Origin of the sequence: Mesorhizobium sp. NPDC059054 (assembly GCF_042739215.1) — a bacterium.
Classification (GTDB): domain Bacteria; phylum Pseudomonadota; class Alphaproteobacteria; order Rhizobiales; family Rhizobiaceae; genus Mesorhizobium.
In genome coordinates this window covers 273,738-290,350 of the sequence record NZ_JBHYHV010000005.1, presented here as the reverse complement: position 1 = coordinate 290,350, position 16,613 = coordinate 273,738, and the positions used below count along the sequence as shown (strand labels likewise).

The window sequence follows — 16,613 nt, the reverse complement described above, 5'->3', positions numbered from 1 at the left end:
CGCCGCTCAGCCCTGCGGCGTGGGCGCGACGGCTTGCCTCTGAGCACGGCCGGCCAGTTCCAGGCCAGCCGCGAGGACGCAGAACTGCACGACCACGACGATGAGGCCGTCCTGTGGTTGGCCGGGAACGCCAAAGAGGATGTTCAAAGGCCGTTCGGCGAGACGCCAGACCCACTGGTCCTGGGGACCAATGAGCTGCGACGCCCCGATCCAGGCCCAGCGTCCCAGCCAGTCGACGAGACGCCACAATAGGATGACGGAGACGGTGAGCGCGACGCCGGCCGAGGCAGCCAGCATCAACCCGTTGACGACCGCGTGCCACCTCTTGACCGCTCCGCCCCAGAAATAGCCGATGAAATCGGTGACCGGTTTCGGCAGGCTGGTCCAGCGTTTCAGCGCACTGCTCGTCACGCGTTCGGTCGTGCTGGTCATCATGTTCAGATCATGGCCATAGATGATGGCGCCGAGGTTGAACCAGATCAGCGGCAAGGCCGAATACCAGAACAGCAATGTCAGCCACTCGGAGAGCTTGAATTCCGCGGGCCAGTCCATCGGATGGGCTCCGGGGGTGACGACCTCGGCGCGGGCCGCCGGGATCAGCGATCGCAGAAGCTCCTGTGGTGATGGCCAGTGCGCAAGCCATTTGACGAACTGATCCTGCCAGCCCGCGATCAGATAGAGGCCGAGCAGCGCCCACGCCGTTTCGCAGGCGACGATGAACAGCGGCCACAGGCGGTTGCCGGTGCGCTTGTGGAGTTCCTTTGCGATCCGACGCAGCCCCCATATGATGACGACCGCGACGACGATCCACAAAGAACTCTCCACCTCCAGGGCGGTGGGACCGAAACTGTCCGGCTTCAGGAAATCGATCCGGCTCATCTGGGTGTCGAGGAACAGTTTCGAATAGTCGCGCAAGGTGTTCGACAGGAAACCCCAGCCTGCATAATAGCCGTAGAACGGGATGAGGACGGCCAGCAGGGCGCCGGCGAAGAAGCCGCCGTCGCGGGTCTCGGCTTCGGTGGTTTCCGTCTCGGCAATCTGATGCCGTCTTCGCAGCAGCGGCAGTCCGTCGCGCAGGACGATGAACATCGCGGCGAAGACCAGGAGCTGCAGCAGGATGATGGGCGCGAGTGCGATCAGGCCCGCAAACCGGCTATGGAGGCCGACTTCGACAGCACCGCGCAGCAGCAGGATGTTGAGGAGGTAGCTTCCCATCCAGATGGTGCTGAGAGGCGCACCGAAGCGCCAGAGAAGGTTGGTGGCCAGCGCGATGTGGCTGCCGACGGTACGCAAGGCTTCGGGCATGTATCGTCGCGGGCCCCTGACGATTGCTGTCTGGTTGTCGAGGCCCCCACCCGTCCGTGGGCATTCTAGACTGCTCACATTCCATGTCGCAAGAAGCCGGCTGTGGGTGCCGGATCGAGTGGATCGGCCGCGCGCGAGACAGGACTGCGTGGCGGAGCCTGTGCTGGCCAGTCCGAATCAGTGCCTTGTCGCCTTTGAGCCAGCCGGATCGTTGGCCGGCTTTTCAGAGCCGAAGGTCAATCCTGATGCGGCATCGACGTGGTTTTACGTTCGGAACCGCGCACCCCCATCTGTTCGTGCCCGGGTCGTGCAAAACGGCGCGGCCCCTGCGTTTCGGCCCGCAGATCCGGTGTCGTTGGTGGCATATGACCGGGCGTGTCGAACCTCCTTCGGGAGCATGGCGTTAACCTTTTGTTAACCATTTCGCCCATACATCTTGGCAATCAAAAATTAACCAAGATCACCATCGTGTTAACGAAACCCCGGCCCATCCGCCTCAAGGGGCGGTCCTTCCTTGCCCTGTCGCTCGCCCCGGAGCTTCCTCTAGAGGATTGGCTGGCCGGGCTCGACGACCTCGCCGCACGCTCCGCCGGCTTCTTCCTGCGGCGGCCCGTGGTGCTCGATGTAGACGGCCTCGACATCAACAAGGCGGAACTGCGCAAGCTGGTCGACGATCTTGGCCAGCGCAAGGTCCGCGTCATGGGCATCGAAGGCGCGCGGCACTCGCTGCTCGGACCGGACATGCCGCCAGCCATGAACGACGGGCGCCCGGCCTCGGATTTCGAGCCGCCGGCCGAAGGCGAGACGGATGAGGCGGCCGAAGCGCAGGATGCTCCTGCGGTGGAAACGGTCATGGCAGCCCGGCCGCCGGTACAGGCCACCGGTTCGCTGGTCGTCACCGAACCGGTCCGCTCCGGCCAGTCGGTGTTCTTCCCGGAGGGGGACGTCACCATCGTCGGTTCGGTCGCATCGGGCGCGGAAGTCGTCGCTGGCGGCTCGATCCACGTCTACGGCACGCTGAGAGGGCGAGCGCTCGCCGGCACCACCGGCAACGGTTCGGCGCGCATCTTCTGCCGCAAGCTGGAAGCCGAGATGATGGCGATCGACGGTTTCTACCTGACCGCGGAGGACATGGAACCGGATCTGCGGGGACGAGCGGTGCAGGTCTGGCTGGAAGGCCATGCACTCAAGACGGCAATTCTAGGCTGACCTTAACGAGGTCCATAAAGGAGAGGTCAATGGGCAAGGTTATCGTGGTGACATCCGGCAAGGGCGGTGTGGGCAAGACCACCTCCTCGGCCGCGCTGGGCGCCGCACTGGCGCAGAACGGCGAAAAGGTCGTGGTCGTCGATTTCGACGTCGGCTTGCGCAATCTCGACCTGGTCATGGGGGCGGAACGGCGTGTCGTCTATGACCTCGTCAACGTCATTCAGGGCGAAGCGAAACTCCCCCAGGCACTGATCCGCGACAAGCGGGTGGAGACGCTCTATCTGCTGCCTGCCTCGCAGACGCGCGACAAGGACAACCTCACGCCCGAGGGCGTGGAGAAGGTCATCGCGGCGCTGAAAAAGGCATTCGACTGGGTGATCTGCGACAGCCCGGCCGGTATCGAGAGGGGCGCCACGCTTGCCATGCGCCATGCCGACGTGGCGATCGTGGTGACCAATCCGGAAGTCTCCTCGGTTCGCGATTCGGACCGTATCATCGGCCTGCTCGATTCCAAGACGCTGAAGGCCGAGAATGGCGAGCGTATGGAAAAGCACCTGCTTTTGACCCGCTACGACCCTGCGCGTGCCGAGCGTGGCGACATGCTGAAAGTGGACGATGTGCTGGAGATCCTGTCGATTCCGCTGCTCGGCATCATTCCCGAAAGCATGGATGTGCTGCGCGCCTCCAACCTCGGCTCGCCGGTCACGCTGGCGGATGAAGGCAGCGCGCCGTCGCGGGCCTATTTCGATGCGGTACGCAGGCTGAAGGGCGAAGCCCTGCCGGTCTCGGTTCCGGGCGAGAGGCGGAGCTTCTTCGGCAAGCTCTTCGGGAGGAAAGCGGCATGAATCTGTTCCGGTTCTTTTCCAAGACGCAGTCGGCGCCGGCGGCGCGCGAGCGTCTGCAGGTGCTGCTCGCACATGAGCGCGCCAGCGCCGGCGGCTCGGACCTGGTGGCGAAGCTGAAGGACGAGATCCTGCGCGTGATCTCTAGGCATATGCAGATCGACCAGGACAAGGTGAGCGTGAAGATGGAACGCGGCGAGCAGGTCTCGACGCTGGCCGTCGACGTCGAAATTCCGTTCAATGCGGCCAAGGCGGCTGCCGGCAGGAAGAAGGCGGCCTGATAGGCCGCTTTCGCGACGCATTATCGGGGGCATGGGAGGCAATGAGCCTCGGCGCCAGGGAATGATCAGCGGATGCGACGGCATCCGCCGGTACGGCTGCCGAGCATACCGTCATCAGCAAAGGAGCAACGCCATGACCCGTATTTCACTTCTGGAACGGCTGAAGGAAATCCAGAAGATGCCGCGCTACCAGGGCCGCGACATCACCACGATCAGCGCGGTGCTGACGAACCAGGCACTGGCGAAGCACATCGAGGTCTGCGAGCAGGCCGCCGGTCTCGCGCCGCGTCCGGAAGGCCAGGCCAACGCAGCGTAGCAGGGGAGCCGCCCGAGCGGTTCCGTCGCATGGGCAATCCGGCATCCGAGCGATCCCGGGAAAGTTGCTCACGCGGCCACACCGGCGAGGCCAATGGATGCCTCGCCGCTGGATCGATCAAAGGATAGTGGCGCTGCCGCGCCCCGATGCCTCGGACATCGCTTCCTCAGAGCGCGACCATGCGACCCAATCCGCACCTTGTGGCTTCGCGATAGGCGAGGTCGGCAGCAACCATATCTTCCATGGCGACACCCATCGCCTTGTAGACAGTGACTTGTTCGCTGTTCACCCGTCCTGGCCGCAGCCCAAGCAGCATTTCGCCCAATTCGGTTCCGGTTTGTGGGTTGAGCCCCGCAAGTTCGCAGGAGCCGACAGGGGTAGGGGCGAAAGCTTCGGTGGTCTCGACGAAGAGGCTGGACCGTTTGATAAGGTCGACCGGCATTTCACCGCCGGGCGGGGCGACGCCAACCGACGAGACATGGGTGCCGGGCCTCACCCATTCCGCCGAGATCACCGGTTGATAGGAGTGGGTCGCCAGGCAGACGACGTCTGAAGACCGTACCGCGGCCTCGATGTCACGCACGGCGATGGCGCCGGGATGTCGGGCTGCCAGTGCCTCCGCGTCCGCGAATTCCTTGGAAACGACACGGATCTCGGCGAAATCGCGTACCAGCGGCAGAAGATGCAGGTGCTGATCGGCCTGCACCCCGGCGCCGACCACGGTGACGACCTTTGCGTCACGTCTGGCAAGTTCGCGCACGGACAGCACGGCCGAGCCGGAGGTGCGCACCGCGGTGATGTAGGTGCCGTCCATGACGCAGACCGGCATGCCCGTTTCCGGATCGAAGAGATGGATGGTGGCAAGATGGCTGGGAATGCCCTTGGCGATGTTGCCTTCGAAGACGTTGACGATCTTCACGGTCAGATGCATGCCCGCCATCCAGGCCGGCATCGCCAGCGAATAGCCGGTGTTGGGGACGTCGAGTTGCGGTCGCGCCGGACAGACGATCTTGTGTCCCGATAGCGCCCTGAACCCCTCGGCCAGTGCGTCGAGAAGCTTCCGCAAGTCCATGCAGGTTTTCACTTCGGCCTCACTCAGGATGAGGACTGGAATGTCGCCCTTGGCGTGGGCGTCTTGGAGACGCGTCATAGGTGAGGTCACGTGTCGTTCCTTGACTGGAATGAAAGTTGCCAATCAAGTTATTGCCACTGATGTGCGTGACGAAATATATTGTTTTCTCGAAATTTGCGTGACTATCACGCATTGAGGCGCAAAAAAGTGTGGATGCTGAAATGAGCGACCTGGACCAGATCGACCGATCCCTGCTGCGCCTTCTGCAGGAGGATGGGCGCCGCACGAACCTGGAATTGGCACAGCGCGTGGGCTTGTCGCCGACCGGGACGGCGCAGCGCATCAAGCGACTTTTCACGGAGGGCTTCATCAGGGCCGTGCGCGCCGTGCTCGATCCTGTCAAAGTCGGACAGGCACAGCTTGTCTTCATCGAAGTAAGGCTCGACCACACGGCGCCGCAAGTCTTCGACCGGTTCGCCGAAGCGGTCCTGCAGGCGCCCGAGATCATCGAGTGCCATATGGTGGTCGGCGGCTTCGATTACCTCGTGAAGGCGCGCATGGCCGACATGGCAATGTTCCAGGACTTTCTGCAGCGCGTCATCCTGCCGCTCCCTGGGGTTCGGGAAACACACACATACGCTTCGATCGCCAATGTGAAACCCGACGCCCTGTTGCGAATCTAGCCGCTTCTTTTTCTTCCCCGATCCTGCCGCCGGCCCGGTCTGTCGTGATATATGGAGGGGTGGCGACCTATGTCCGCGACAGCAAGCAAGAAAGTGGAGGAGGAAATCATGACCATTTCGGTAACGATACATCCGGCACTCGACGGCGGGATAAAGCCGGGCGATGCCGGCTTTGGCGGCGGCACGCTTGTCTGCGCATGCAGCGACCGGCCGGTGAAGGTGGCAATCAAGGGGCAGATCGCCCACAACCATGCCTGCGGCTGCACGAAGTGCTGGAAGCCGCAAGGAGCCAGGTTCTCCGTTGTCGCGGTGGCTGCCCATGAGAATGTCACCGTGCTCGAGAACGGTGACAAGTTGGCGGTCGTTGACCCCTCCGCCCTGATCCAGAGACACGCCTGCAAGGAATGCGGCGTGCACATGTATGGTCCGGTCGAGCGCGATCATCCGTTCAAGGGGCTGGATTTCATCCATCCTGAGCGCTTCGAGACAGGCGGATGGGCCGAACCGGGATTTGCCGCCTTTGTCTCCTCGATCATCGAGTCGGGCGTCGATCCCTCCGAAATGGATGGCGTGCGCGCCCGCTTGAGAGAACTCGGCCTTGAACCCTATGACTGCCTGTCGCCCGGATTGATGGACTACATCGCCACCTGGACAGCCAGGAAATCCGGGGCTCTTGCGAGCTAGTGTCGGTTTTGCAGGTTGAGCTGGAGCGTTTCCGTTTTTCACGGAAACGCTCTGCCGTCAGCGCGCATCTTGCGTCTGGTTGGATTGTGAAATTTGGAGCGGGTAGCGGGAATCGAACCCGCGCGTTCAGCTTGGGAAGCTGACAGGCTACCATTACATCATACCCGCGCGTCGCCTCGTTAGCATGGCCGCAGCGCTTCCGGCAATGACAAAGCCGCAACTTGAAGCGCGCGCCTCGAACGCGTATCTCAGCGGAGGAACTTCGAAGGAGAAGAGCCTTGTCCGCATTGACCCGCTTTCTCGGCGACAGCCCGCTCAAGGTGTTTTTGAAGCTGCTGGTGGTGTCGTTTCTCGTCGGCATCGTCATGAGCGCGTTCGGCTGGTCGCCGTTCGACGTGCTCTATGGCATCCGCAACTTCTTCGTCGATCTGTGGAACCTCGGCTTCCGTGCCGTCGATCGTTTCGTCGGCTACATCCTGCTCGGCGCGGCCATCGTCATTCCGGCCTTCATCCTGCTCAGGCTGGCCAGCTACCGCAAATAAGGGCGTCCCTGAACGCTAGGCCACGGCGGCAGCCTCCTCGAACAGGATGGCGTGGCGGGCGGCAAGCGTCGGCACGTCCGTCGAATAGCCGCCGCCGATGACGCCGCACAGCGGCATGCCGCGCGCCCCGAAATGCTCGATCACCAGCCTGTCGCGGGCGCGGATGCCGGCATCGCTGAGCGAGAGCCGGCCGAGCCGGTCCCCCGCATGCACGTCGACACCGGCATTGTAGAAGACAAGATCCCAGTGCCGCCGGCCTGAAAGCTCCGGCAGGATATCGGCCAGCCGCTCCAGATAGGCATCGTCCTGCATCCCGTCAGGCAGGCCGATGTCGAGATCGGATGCGATCTTGCGCACCGGATAGTTGCGTTCGCCATGCATGGAAAAGGTGAAGACGCGTGTCTCGTCACGCAGGATATCGGCAGTGCCGTCGCCCTGATGCACGTCGAGGTCGACCACCAGCACATTGGCGACAAGGCCTTCCTCGATGAGCGTCAGCGCGGCAACGGCGACATCGTTGAAGGTGCAGAAGCCCGCGCCTTGCGCGCGCCTGGCATGGTGGCTGCCGCCGGCGGCATTGCAGGCGATGCCGTGTTCGAGCGCCAGCCGCGCCGCCAGCACCGTGCCGGCCGCCGCAAGCTGGGCGCGCAGCGAAACGCGGGGGCCGACCGGAAAGCCGATCTCGCGCTCGATCCTGGCCGGCACGGCGCAACCGATGACCTGATCGACATAGAGCGTGTCATGCGCAAGCTTAAGCCATTGCGGCGCTGCCGGCCCCGGCTGATGCAGCGCTTCCGCCAGCCCGCGCGCGACCAGCGCCTGCATCAGCAGCGGATATTTGCTCATCGGGAAACGGTGGTTGACGGCGAAACCGGCGTCATAGTCGGGATGGTGGGCGATCTGCAGGGGCAAACGGTGGATACCTCGGGCCAGGACGACAATTCGATTGCCCGGGCCGCAATGTCAGTTGCGTGGCAGGGCGAAATTGGGCCACATCTGCCACCCGTTCAAGACATTCCGTAGGAGAGAAAGCTGGATCAGGCGTCGTCAGCGGCTGCGAGCCGGCCGTTCTCCGTCACCAACCGCTCGGTGCTTGCCATCGCGGTGCCGATGACGCTCGCCTATCTCACCACACCGCTGCTCGGCCTGGTCGATACCGCGGTCGTCGGCCAGTTCGGTGATGCCGCCTTGCTGGGCGGGCTTGCCGCGGGTGCGCTGGCGTTCGACGTGGTCTTCACCACCTTCAACTTCCTGCGTTCCGGTACCACCGGGCTGGTCGCCCAGGCCTTCGGCCGCGGCGACGGCGCCGAAGAGCAGGCCGTGTTCTGGCGTGCGGTGCTGATCGCCGTCGTCGCCGGCGTCGTTCTTGCAGCGCTCGCGCCGGTCGTATCCTTGCTTGGCCAGAAGTTCATGGGTGCCGATGCGCGCGTCAGCGAAGCAATGGACACTTACGTCCGCATCCGCCTGCTGGCAGCACCCTTTTCGCTCGTCAACTATGCCATCCTCGGCTACGTGCTCGGGCGCGGCGAGGGCAATCTCGGCCTGTTCCTGCAGATCGTGCTCAACGGCATCAACATCGCGCTGTGCATCGTGCTCGGGCTCGAGCTGAACTGGGGCGTGGCGGGCGTCGCCTGGGCAACGCTGATCGGCGAGTTCTGTGCCATGCTGCTGGGGCTGGCGATCGTGCTCAGACGCTTTGCGCGCATCGGGCGCCTGCCCTTGAGTCGCATTCTCGACTGGCCGGCCTACAGACACATGATGTCGCTGAACCGCGACATCATGATCCGCTCCTTCTCGCTGCTGGCCGCCTTTGCCCTGTTCACACGCCAGGGCGCGCAGTTCGGCACCGTCACGCTTGCCGCCAATGCCGTCTTGATGAACTTCTTCCTGATTGCCGGTTATTTCCTCGACGGCTTCGCCACGGCTGCCGAGCAGCTTGCCGGCCGCGCCATCGGCGCGCGGGCCGAAAGCTCGTTCCGGCGTGCCGTGCGGCTTACTTTGTGGTGGGGCTACGGGCTGGCCGGCACGGCGACCCTGGTGCTGCTGTTCGGCGGGGCGGCGCTCGTCGGTGTCGTCACCACCTCGGATGCGGTGCGCGCGATAGCCGACACCTATCTGCCCTGGGCAGCTTTCACGGCAATGAGCGGCGTGCTGGCCTTCCAGATGGATGGCGTCTTCATCGGCGCCACCTGGTCACGCGACATGCGCAACATGATGCTGCTGTCGTTCTGCGTGTTCCTCGTGGCTTTGCTGACGCTGACGCCGGCCTTTGGCAATCATGGCCTCTGGGCCTCGCTGCATGTCTTCCTGCTGGTGCGCGGCATCAGTCTCTATTCGATCATGCAGCGACGGATACGCCAGGCGTTCTAGACGCTGCGCCCTTGCGCATAGGCTCTTCGGCCGTCGCTGCCCGTTATTTTCGCGCTATCCCTCTCCGCTTGGCGACGGCCCGAAAGAGACTGCATAGGCAACGATTCACCTTGGCTGACCCGCAGCTGACGCGAGCTCACGGATCACATGTGCCGGCACGATCAGGCACCGCATTGTCGCCGCAGCCGGAAACATGGCTCGGTCGCGGTTTATCGTCGATATCCTGTCTGACAGGTTGACAGGTTTACCGATGCGTGCATTTTACCGGCCATGTCTAAACTCGATGTTCCCCTCGAACCGCTCAGGCAAAGGCGGCTGTCCGAACAGGTGGCCGACCACATCGTGCGCCATATCGTCGAGAACCGCCTGTCGCCGGGCGATTCTCTGCCGAGCGAAGTCGAACTGGCACGCTTTCTGGGTGTGAGCCGGCCGGCTGTTCGTGAGGCGACCAATACGCTTGCAGGACGCGGGCTGATCCAGATCGTCAGCGGCAAGCTGCCTACAGTCCATTCCCTCGCGGAGGGGCCGTTTTCCGTGCTCGTCAATCACGCCCTGGTGACGGGCCAGGTCTCGATGCTGAAGGTGCTTGAGGTCCGCCGGCCTTTGGAAGAGCAGGCGGTCGTGCTTGCCGCGCGTCATCGACGCGATGAAGATATCGAGGCGCTGAAGGCGCTTTTGCCGAAGCTCGAAGCCTCCGTCGGCGACGTCGATGCTTTTTCACGGCACGACATGGCATTCCATCGGGTGATCGCAAACGCCACCGGAAATGTCCTGCTCGCATGCATTCTGGCCGGCATCGCGAATGTATCGCTGGAGTCGAGCCGCACCGGCCTTTGGCAGGCGAAAAACGATGCCGAATGGGCGGAGATCGTTGAATTGCATCTCAAGATTGCGGAGGCCGTCATTGCCGGCGACCCCGAAGCCGCCTCCCGGCATATGCGAGCGCATTTTGCGTCCGCACAAGGCCGGCTTGAACGCGATAAGCAGGAGAAAACGACAGAATGACGCAGAAGATCAGCGACGCCGATGCCAAGACTTTCGAGCTCGTTCGCGAGAACCTCTTCACCGCCGTGCTCGGCGACGTGATGGACGCCTTGGGCCTCAGGCATCAGTTCCTTCCGCCGGCGATCAGAATGCAGGTGCCCGGCACGAAGATCGTCGGACGTGCGATGCCGGTGCTCGAAGCCGACTGCGCCAGCGATGAAAGCGCAAACAGCGGTGCTTTTGGCCTGATGTTCGAGGCGCTGGACAGCCTGCGGCCGGGGGAGATCTACATCTGCACGGGCTCCTCCCCGCGCTACGCGCTTTGGGGCGGTCTGATGAGCACCAAGGCGAGGGCCCTTGGCGGGCTCGGCGCGGTCGTCGATGGATTTCACCGCGACACGCATGAGATTCTAGCGCTCGGCTTTCCCGTTTTTTCGAACGGCTCCTATGCCCAGGACCAGCGCGTTCGCGGCCGCGTCATCGACTATCGCTGTCCGATCGAATTTGGAAATGGCTGTCGCGTCGAGCCGGGGGATCTCGTCGTCGGGGATATCGACGGCGTCGTCATCGTTCCCCGGAAGCACGAGACAAAGGTGCTGGAAAGTGCGTTGGCCAAGGTGCGGGGCGAGGAAGAGGTGCGCTCGATGATCCTTGCAGGCACATCGACCGTCGAAATCTTCGCCAAGACTGGAATCATGTGAGGTCGGGGCAAAAGAGCAGACGATGGCGGAAGGCAAACCAATGACGCAAACCGAATCGACCATGCGCGACGCGCTGCCGGCGAAAGAAGCGGCGAAGGCCGCGAACATTCGCCGCGCGGTCACGGCAGCGACCGTCGGCACGGTCATCGAATGGTATGACTACGCGCTCTACGGGGCGGCGTCCGGTCTGATCATAAGCAAGCTCTTCTTTCCCGATCTGTCGCCGGTCAACGGGGTGCTCGCCGCCTTCGCGACCTTTGCCGTGGGATATTTCATCCGCCCGCTTGGCGGCCTCGTCATCTCGCATATCGGCGACCGGTTCGGCCGCAAGCCCGCCTTGATCTTGTCGATCTCACTGATGGGGGCGGCTACCGTCGCCATGGGCTTCCTGCCTGTCCATGCCCAGGTCGGCATTCTGGCACCGATCCTTCTCATCCTGCTGCGGCTGCTGCAGGGGTTCGGGGCAGGGGCAGAACTCGCCGGCGCAATCACGCTGGTCGCCGAATATGCGCCGGCCGACAAGCGCGCCTTCTACACCGCGATCCCGAACGCTGCCACCGTCGTCGGCATCATGCTGGCGACCCTGGCGTTCCTGGCGATTTCCTATGTGCCGGAAGAGATGCTGCTAGGCTGGCTCTGGCGCGTGCCTTTTCTCGTTTCGGCTCTTCTCTTTGTCGTGGCCCTCTATATCCGCAACCAGTTGGACGAGACGCCCGAATACAAGGCGGCAATGCAAAACGCCGAAACGCGCAGGCACGAACAGAAGGTGCCGGTCGGCGCCCTCTTGCGTGGCAGCCCCCGGGAGGTGGTGTTCGGGTTTCTCACGGTCACCGGCCACAATGCAAATGCCTATATTCTGAGCGCGTTTGCCCTCAGCTACATGACGAACACGCTCGGCATGTCGCGGACGTCGAGCCTGACCGCCACGGTGGTCGCCACCGTCTGCGGCATCGTCGGCGCGCCGCTGCTCGGCATGCTTGCCGACCGGATCGGCAGCGCGAAAGTCTATATGCTCGGCGCCGGGTTCGTATTTGTCTTCGCCTTCCCGCTGTTTTGGGCGCTCGACACGCGCAATATCGTCCTGGCAGCGATCGCCATGGGCCTTTGCTATGGAATAGGATTCGGTGGCATGGCGGGCGCACAGGGAGCCTTCCTCGCCAACCTGTTCCCGACCCGCTACCGCTTCTCGGGAATAGCCGTCACACGCGAACTCAACGGCGTCCTCGTCGCCGGACCCACGCCGCTCATCGCCTCGGCGCTTGTCCAGTATGGTGATGGCCGTCCCACCTATGTGGCCCTCTACCTGATGTTGTGTTGCGCGCTGACGATCGTCTCGGTGCTTGCAGTCCGGCACCTTTCAGCGCACGACTAAGAGCAATTCCAGGAAAAGTGCGTAGCGGTTTTCCGTCCGGAATTGCGTGAAACAAAGGGTCAGAGCGTTTCCGCGTTTCCGTGAAAAACGGAAACGCTCTGGGAGCAATTCCAGGAAAAGTGTGCAGCGGTTTTCCGTCCGGAATTGCGTAAAAAACAAAAGGTTAGTTTTCGCGGTGTCCGTCTTTCTTGGAAACGGTTCCGGATTGCAGGGCGGGCCTGCCCGTTCAAGCCGGTATCAGGAAAAGTACGGCCGCAGATTGCTGCGAACCCGGTCCAGCACTGTGGCGCCGGAAAGATCGGGGACGAAGGCCTTCCCGGTGATGACTTCGTAGGCCTGTTTATAGACCTCCGACGTCTGTTGGATGAGTTCCGCGGGGATTTCCGGAATGGCGTCCTTGTATGGATCGCAACGCTCCGCCACCCAGGCGCGGATGAAATCCTTGTCGAAGCTGCGCGGTCGCTCGCCGGTTTCGAAACTCTTCCCGTAGCTTTCCGCGATCCAGTAGCGGCTGCTGTCGGGGGTATGGATCTCATCGGCCAGAACGATCCTTCCGTCCCTGTCCGTGCCGAACTCATATTTGGTGTCGACCAGGATCAGACCGCGTTCCGCGGCACGAGCCTGGCCGCGCGCGAAAAGCGCCAGGGCATAGTCCGAGACGGTTTTCCACTGCGCTTCCGTCAGGAGGCCTCGTTCGAGGATCTCCGTACGGGACAGCGGCTCGTCGTGGCCCCCATCGAAGGCCTTGCTGGTCGGCGTGATGATCGTCTGCGGAAGCTTCTCGTTGTCGCGAAGGCCATCGGGCAGGCGAACGCCATACATGTCGCGTTCGCCGTTTCTGTATTTCGTCAGGACCGACGTGCTGGTGGTTCCGGCAAGATAGCCGCGGACGACGATTTCGACCGGCAGGATGTCGAGCCGGGTGCCGATGACGACATTGGGGTCGGGATAATCCAGCACATGGTTCGGGCAGATATCCGCGGTTTCCTCGAACCAGTAACGTGCCGTCTGGGTCAGGACCTGGCCTTTGAACGGGATCGAAGCCAGGACGATATCGAAGGCGCTGAGACGGTCGGTCGCGATGATGATGCGGCGGCCATCCGGCAGATCGTAATTCTCGCGGACCTTGCCTTTGTAATAGTTGGGAAGCTCGGGGATGAAGGCATCCGAGAGTGTTGGTGAAGCGCTCATCTTGGGCTCCTAGATCGGCTTGGCCAGCCAGTCGGCCAGTCTGCTGTCGCGCAGGTTGCGGATGGATTTCAGGCCGTCCTTCTCCACCGTGCGCAGCATGCCGGTGACGATGCGCCCTGGCAGCGACGGGCCGGCATAGATCATGCCGGTGTAGAGCTGGACGAGGTCGGCGCCGGCGCGGATCTTTTCCAGCGCGGTTTCGGTGGAGTCGACGCCGCCGACGCCGATGATGGCGCGGTCCGGGCCGAGCAGCTTGCGCATCCTGGCCAGCACCGCCGTCGAGCGTTCGAACAGCGGCTTGCCGGAAAGCCCACCCGCTTCGCCGGCATGGGCAGCGCTCTTCAGCGTCGGGCGCACTATCGTCGTGTTGGAGACGATGACACCGTCCACCGCCTTTTCGGTGACTTCCGCGGCGATGTCCTCGAGCTCGGCCTCGACCAGATCGGGGGCGATCTTCAGGAACACCGGCGGCTGGCTTGCCGCCTTGGACCGCGCCGCCATGACGCGCGACAGCAGTTCCCCCAATTGCTCGCGCGCCTGCATGTTGCGCAGGCCGGGCGTGTTGGGCGAGGAGATATTGACGGTGAGATAGGAAGCCAGCGCCGCAAAGCGTGTGACGCCCTTTTCATAGTCGCCGCTACGGTCGGCGCTGTCCTTGTTGGCGCCGATGTTCACGCCGACGATGCCACCGCGCCCTCTGCGGGCCAGCAGGCGTTTTTCGGCCGCGTCATGGCCTTCATTGTTGAAGCCCAGCCGGTTGATCACAGCCTCGTCGCGGGTCAGGCGGAAGATGCGCGGCTTCGGGTTGCCTGTCTGCGCCAGTGGGGTCACCGTGCCGACCTCGGCAAAGCCGAAGCCGAGGCCAAGCAGCGCGTCGGGCACTTCGGCGTTCTTGTCGTAACCCGCGGCCATGCCGAGCGGGTTCGGGAAATCCAGGCCGCACAGGCTGACCTTGAGGCGTGCGTCGCGCGGTGGGCGCGAAGCCACCGGCATGCCGCAGCGCAGGGCGGTGATGGAAAGTCCGTGCGCGGTCTCGGGATCGAAGCTGAACAGGACCTGCTGGCCGATGCGGTCGATCAGGCTCATTCGGCCTCCAGCGGCGGGAAGACATGGTTGCCGTCGGCGTCGAGCGGCAGCGGCTTCACCCAGGCAACCGCATCGAGCGTGAATTCGCCATAGAGATGTGGGAACAGGTCGCCGCCGCGCGAAACCTCGTATTTCAGCGCCGGCCCGAGCTTCGCCTCGTCGAGCGCCACCAGCACCAGGTCGTCCAGGCCGGCGAAATAGCGGGCTGCCGTTTCCTTGACCTGGGCGCCTGTCGAGAAATGGATGTACCCGTCGGCAAGGTCGATTGGTGCCCCGGTGAAACGGCCGGCGGCTTCGGCTTCCTGCCACAACGACTGCGGCGCGATCTTGTAGATAAATCGTGACATGGCAGCGCTATAGTCCGATTGTGGCGACCGGGAAAGAGCGCGATCCGCGCTCTCCCCATTTCTGGCATAAAGCGCGACCACACTGCGCGAAACGGCTGAAGGAGAACACCATGCGTATCGAAAGGCTCATCGTTCCAGCCGCATTGGCCGGGTTTCTCGCGGCTCCCGCGCTCGCCGAAGACGCCAATCGCTTCAAGCTGGAAAAGACCAACGAAGGTTACGTGCGCATGGACACGCAGACCGGCGCGATGTCGATCTGCAATGAGCGAGACGGCCAACTGGTGTGCCGTGTCGCCGCCGACGAGCGCAGTGCTTTCCAGGACGAAGTCGACCGGCTGCAGGGCACGATCAAGACGCTGGACGAGCGTGTCACCAAGCTCGAGAACTCGCTGGCGGCGCGGCTGGAATCCAAGCTGCCCTCCGAAGAGGAATTCAACAAGACGATGGGCTATATGGAGCGTTTCGTGCGCGGCTTCATGGGCATCGTCAAGGACATGGAAAAGGACGGCGATCCGACCAAGCCGGGACTGCAGAAGACCTGATTGGGTCGGCGCTGGACGGAAGCCGTTTCATGCCGGCTGGTACTGTTCCTCGTGCGTTCCGGAATGGATCCCCGACACTCTCCGCTCCCTTCGGTCGCTCACGAGGTCGAGGATGACGGGCCGAGGGGCGTTTGACTGATCTCCAACATTGCGAGCCACACCAACGTTGACGTGGCGCCGGAGTTCGCAATTTGCGCGAGGCGCAGAAACTCCGTCATCCTCGACCTCGCAGGGAGCGAAGCGACTGGAGAGTGTCGGGGATCCATTCCGGAACGCTGATGATAATGGAGCAGTCATCTGGACGACTGCCTGTTGGAAAACGATCGCCACGATCTTTGCCGCTTGAAAACGTCGGCCGTGACCGCATAATCCAGTCCGCTTGATCCTGCGGGAGAAGACAGGGATCGGGGAGGACCATTTGCCGGCAGGCTACAGCTTCGTCATCGCTGACGATCACCCCTTGTTTCGCGGTGCCCTCAAGGCCGCGCTTGCCGGCGTTGGCGACGTTGGCGTCATCCATGAGGCCGGCGACTTCGAAAGCGTCAAGGCGCTGGTTACCGCCAATGAGGATATCGATCTCCTGCTGCTCGACCTGTCGATGCCCGGCGCCAGCGGTCTCTCGGGGCTGGTTGCCTTGCGCGGCATCCACCCGTCGGTGCCGATGGTGGTGGTCTCGGCACATGACGATCCCGTCACCATCCGCCGCGCGCTGGAACTCGGCGCCTCCGGTTTCATCTCCAAATCCGCCAGCATGGAAGAGATACGCGACGCGGTGAAGTCCGTTCTCGCCGGAGATATCGCCGCCCCCGCGGGCATCGATCTCGGTGTCGAGCGCGACCCGGAAATCTCCGACCTCATCAAGCGCCTGCAGACGCTGACCCCGCAGCAGACGCGGGTGCTCGGCATGCTGGGCGAAGGGCTGCTCAACAAGCAGATTGCTTACGAACTCAACGTTTCGGAAGCCACGATCAAGGCACATGTCTCGGCGATCCTGCAGAAGCTCGATGTCGACAGCCGCACGCAGGCGGTGATCCAGCTGTCCAAGATCGGCACCGATCCGCTGCAGGGAAGCTGAAGCGCTCCGCC

Annotated in this window: 19 protein-coding genes and 1 tRNA gene; 13 read left to right on the top strand and 7 right to left on the bottom strand. The window is 63.1% G+C overall.

The window, feature by feature from the left end:
* Positions 1-6: 6 nt before the first annotated feature.
* On the bottom strand, positions 7-1,305 hold the full coding sequence (locus ACFWXH_RS22370; protein ID WP_379123533.1) for a hypothetical protein: 1,299 nt from the start codon (positions 1,303-1,305) through the stop codon (positions 7-9).
* A 459-nt stretch (positions 1,306-1,764) separates the two neighbouring features.
* Between ACFWXH_RS22370 and minC the strand changes: the two genes are divergently transcribed.
* The 4 genes from minC to ACFWXH_RS22350 all read left to right on the top strand — a co-directional run bounded on the left by minC (position 1,765) and on the right by ACFWXH_RS22350 (position 3,953).
* A complete protein-coding gene (gene minC, locus ACFWXH_RS22365; protein ID WP_379123822.1) occupies positions 1,765-2,514 on the top strand; it encodes a septum site-determining protein MinC in 750 nt (249 codons plus the stop codon).
* Between the two features lie 29 nt (positions 2,515-2,543).
* Positions 2,544-3,359 carry a septum site-determining protein MinD gene (gene minD / locus ACFWXH_RS22360; RefSeq protein ID WP_379123532.1) on the top strand — a complete coding sequence of 272 codons (816 nt, stop codon included), beginning with the start codon at positions 2,544-2,546 and terminating at the stop codon, positions 3,357-3,359.
* Positions 3,356-3,637 (top strand): cell division topological specificity factor MinE, encoded by a 282-nt coding sequence (gene minE / locus ACFWXH_RS22355; RefSeq protein WP_054308577.1) that lies wholly within the window; start codon positions 3,356-3,358, stop codon positions 3,635-3,637. Before minD ends, minE begins: the two co-directional genes overlap by 4 nt.
* A 133-nt stretch (positions 3,638-3,770) precedes the next feature.
* A complete protein-coding gene (locus ACFWXH_RS22350; RefSeq protein ID WP_054308576.1) occupies positions 3,771-3,953 on the top strand; it encodes a hypothetical protein in 183 nt (60 codons plus the stop codon).
* Between the two features lie 166 nt (positions 3,954-4,119).
* On the opposite strand, the gene ACFWXH_RS22345 is transcribed toward ACFWXH_RS22350, so the two are convergent.
* Positions 4,120-5,103 carry an ornithine cyclodeaminase family protein gene (locus ACFWXH_RS22345; protein ID WP_379123531.1) on the bottom strand — a complete coding sequence of 328 codons (984 nt, stop codon included), beginning with the start codon at positions 5,101-5,103 and terminating at the stop codon, positions 4,120-4,122.
* 143 nt (positions 5,104-5,246) lie between these two features.
* Between ACFWXH_RS22345 and ACFWXH_RS22340 the strand changes: the two genes are divergently transcribed.
* Both ACFWXH_RS22340 and gfa read left to right on the top strand, forming a co-directional pair.
* Positions 5,247-5,708, top strand: a complete 462-nt coding sequence (locus tag ACFWXH_RS22340) for an Lrp/AsnC ligand binding domain-containing protein (RefSeq protein ID WP_054308574.1) — start codon at positions 5,247-5,249, stop codon at positions 5,706-5,708.
* 108 nt (positions 5,709-5,816) lie between these two features.
* Positions 5,817-6,392, top strand: coding sequence for an S-(hydroxymethyl)glutathione synthase (gene gfa, locus ACFWXH_RS22335; protein ID WP_379123529.1), 576 nt, complete (start codon positions 5,817-5,819; stop codon positions 6,390-6,392).
* Between the two features lie 94 nt (positions 6,393-6,486).
* Here gfa and ACFWXH_RS22330 read toward each other — a convergent pair.
* A tRNA-Gly gene (locus ACFWXH_RS22330) sits at positions 6,487-6,560 on the bottom strand.
* Between the two features lie 110 nt (positions 6,561-6,670).
* On the opposite strand from ACFWXH_RS22330, the gene ACFWXH_RS22325 reads away from it, so the two are divergent.
* The gene (locus ACFWXH_RS22325) at positions 6,671-6,934 is read left to right on the top strand and encodes a DUF6460 domain-containing protein (protein ID WP_054312905.1); all 264 of its coding nucleotides are present in this window, start codon (positions 6,671-6,673) and stop codon (positions 6,932-6,934) included.
* Between the two features lie 15 nt (positions 6,935-6,949).
* Here ACFWXH_RS22325 and ACFWXH_RS22320 read toward each other — a convergent pair whose 3' ends face one another.
* A complete protein-coding gene (locus ACFWXH_RS22320; RefSeq protein WP_379123528.1) occupies positions 6,950-7,846 on the bottom strand; it encodes a histone deacetylase in 897 nt (298 codons plus the stop codon).
* Positions 7,847-7,966: 120 nt separating this feature from the next.
* Between ACFWXH_RS22320 and ACFWXH_RS22315 the strand changes: the two genes are divergently transcribed.
* The 4 genes from ACFWXH_RS22315 to ACFWXH_RS22300 all read left to right on the top strand — a co-directional run bounded on the left by ACFWXH_RS22315 (position 7,967) and on the right by ACFWXH_RS22300 (position 12,361).
* Entirely contained in the window at positions 7,967-9,304 is a 1,338-nt protein-coding gene (locus ACFWXH_RS22315) for an MATE family efflux transporter (RefSeq protein ID WP_379123821.1), read from the top strand.
* Positions 9,305-9,574: 270 nt separating this feature from the next.
* Positions 9,575-10,309, top strand: a complete 735-nt coding sequence (locus tag ACFWXH_RS22310) for a FadR/GntR family transcriptional regulator (RefSeq protein WP_379123527.1) — start codon at positions 9,575-9,577, stop codon at positions 10,307-10,309.
* Positions 10,306-10,989 carry an RraA family protein gene (locus ACFWXH_RS22305; RefSeq protein WP_379123526.1) on the top strand — a complete coding sequence of 228 codons (684 nt, stop codon included), beginning with the start codon at positions 10,306-10,308 and terminating at the stop codon, positions 10,987-10,989. Before ACFWXH_RS22310 ends, ACFWXH_RS22305 begins: the two co-directional genes overlap by 4 nt.
* Positions 10,990-11,029: 40 nt before the next feature.
* Positions 11,030-12,361, top strand: a complete 1,332-nt coding sequence (locus tag ACFWXH_RS22300; RefSeq protein ID WP_379123525.1) for an MFS transporter — start codon at positions 11,030-11,032, stop codon at positions 12,359-12,361.
* Between the two features lie 237 nt (positions 12,362-12,598).
* On the opposite strand, the gene ACFWXH_RS22295 is transcribed toward ACFWXH_RS22300, so the two are convergent.
* Genes ACFWXH_RS22295 through ACFWXH_RS22285 form a run of 3 tightly spaced genes read right to left on the bottom strand, consistent with a single transcriptional unit; the run spans position 12,599 to position 14,985 of the window.
* Entirely contained in the window at positions 12,599-13,552 is a 954-nt protein-coding gene (locus ACFWXH_RS22295; RefSeq protein ID WP_379123524.1) for a phosphoribosylaminoimidazolesuccinocarboxamide synthase, read from the bottom strand.
* 9 nt (positions 13,553-13,561) lie between these two features.
* Complete coding sequence (locus ACFWXH_RS22290) at positions 13,562-14,638, bottom strand: quinone-dependent dihydroorotate dehydrogenase (RefSeq protein WP_379123523.1); 1,077 nt, start codon at positions 14,636-14,638, stop codon at positions 13,562-13,564.
* A complete protein-coding gene (locus tag ACFWXH_RS22285) occupies positions 14,635-14,985 on the bottom strand; it encodes a DUF952 domain-containing protein (RefSeq protein WP_379123522.1) in 351 nt (116 codons plus the stop codon). Before ACFWXH_RS22285 ends, ACFWXH_RS22290 begins: the two co-directional genes overlap by 4 nt.
* Positions 14,986-15,095: 110 nt before the next feature.
* Here ACFWXH_RS22285 and ACFWXH_RS22280 point away from each other — a divergent pair, with 110 nt between their 5' ends.
* Both ACFWXH_RS22280 and ACFWXH_RS22275 read left to right on the top strand, forming a co-directional pair.
* Positions 15,096-15,527 (top strand): hypothetical protein, encoded by a 432-nt coding sequence (locus tag ACFWXH_RS22280; protein ID WP_379123521.1) that lies wholly within the window; start codon positions 15,096-15,098, stop codon positions 15,525-15,527.
* A gap of 418 nt (positions 15,528-15,945) precedes the next feature.
* On the top strand, positions 15,946-16,602 hold the full coding sequence (locus ACFWXH_RS22275) for a response regulator transcription factor (RefSeq protein ID WP_379123520.1): 657 nt from the start codon (positions 15,946-15,948) through the stop codon (positions 16,600-16,602).
* Positions 16,603-16,613: the final 11 nt, after the last annotated feature.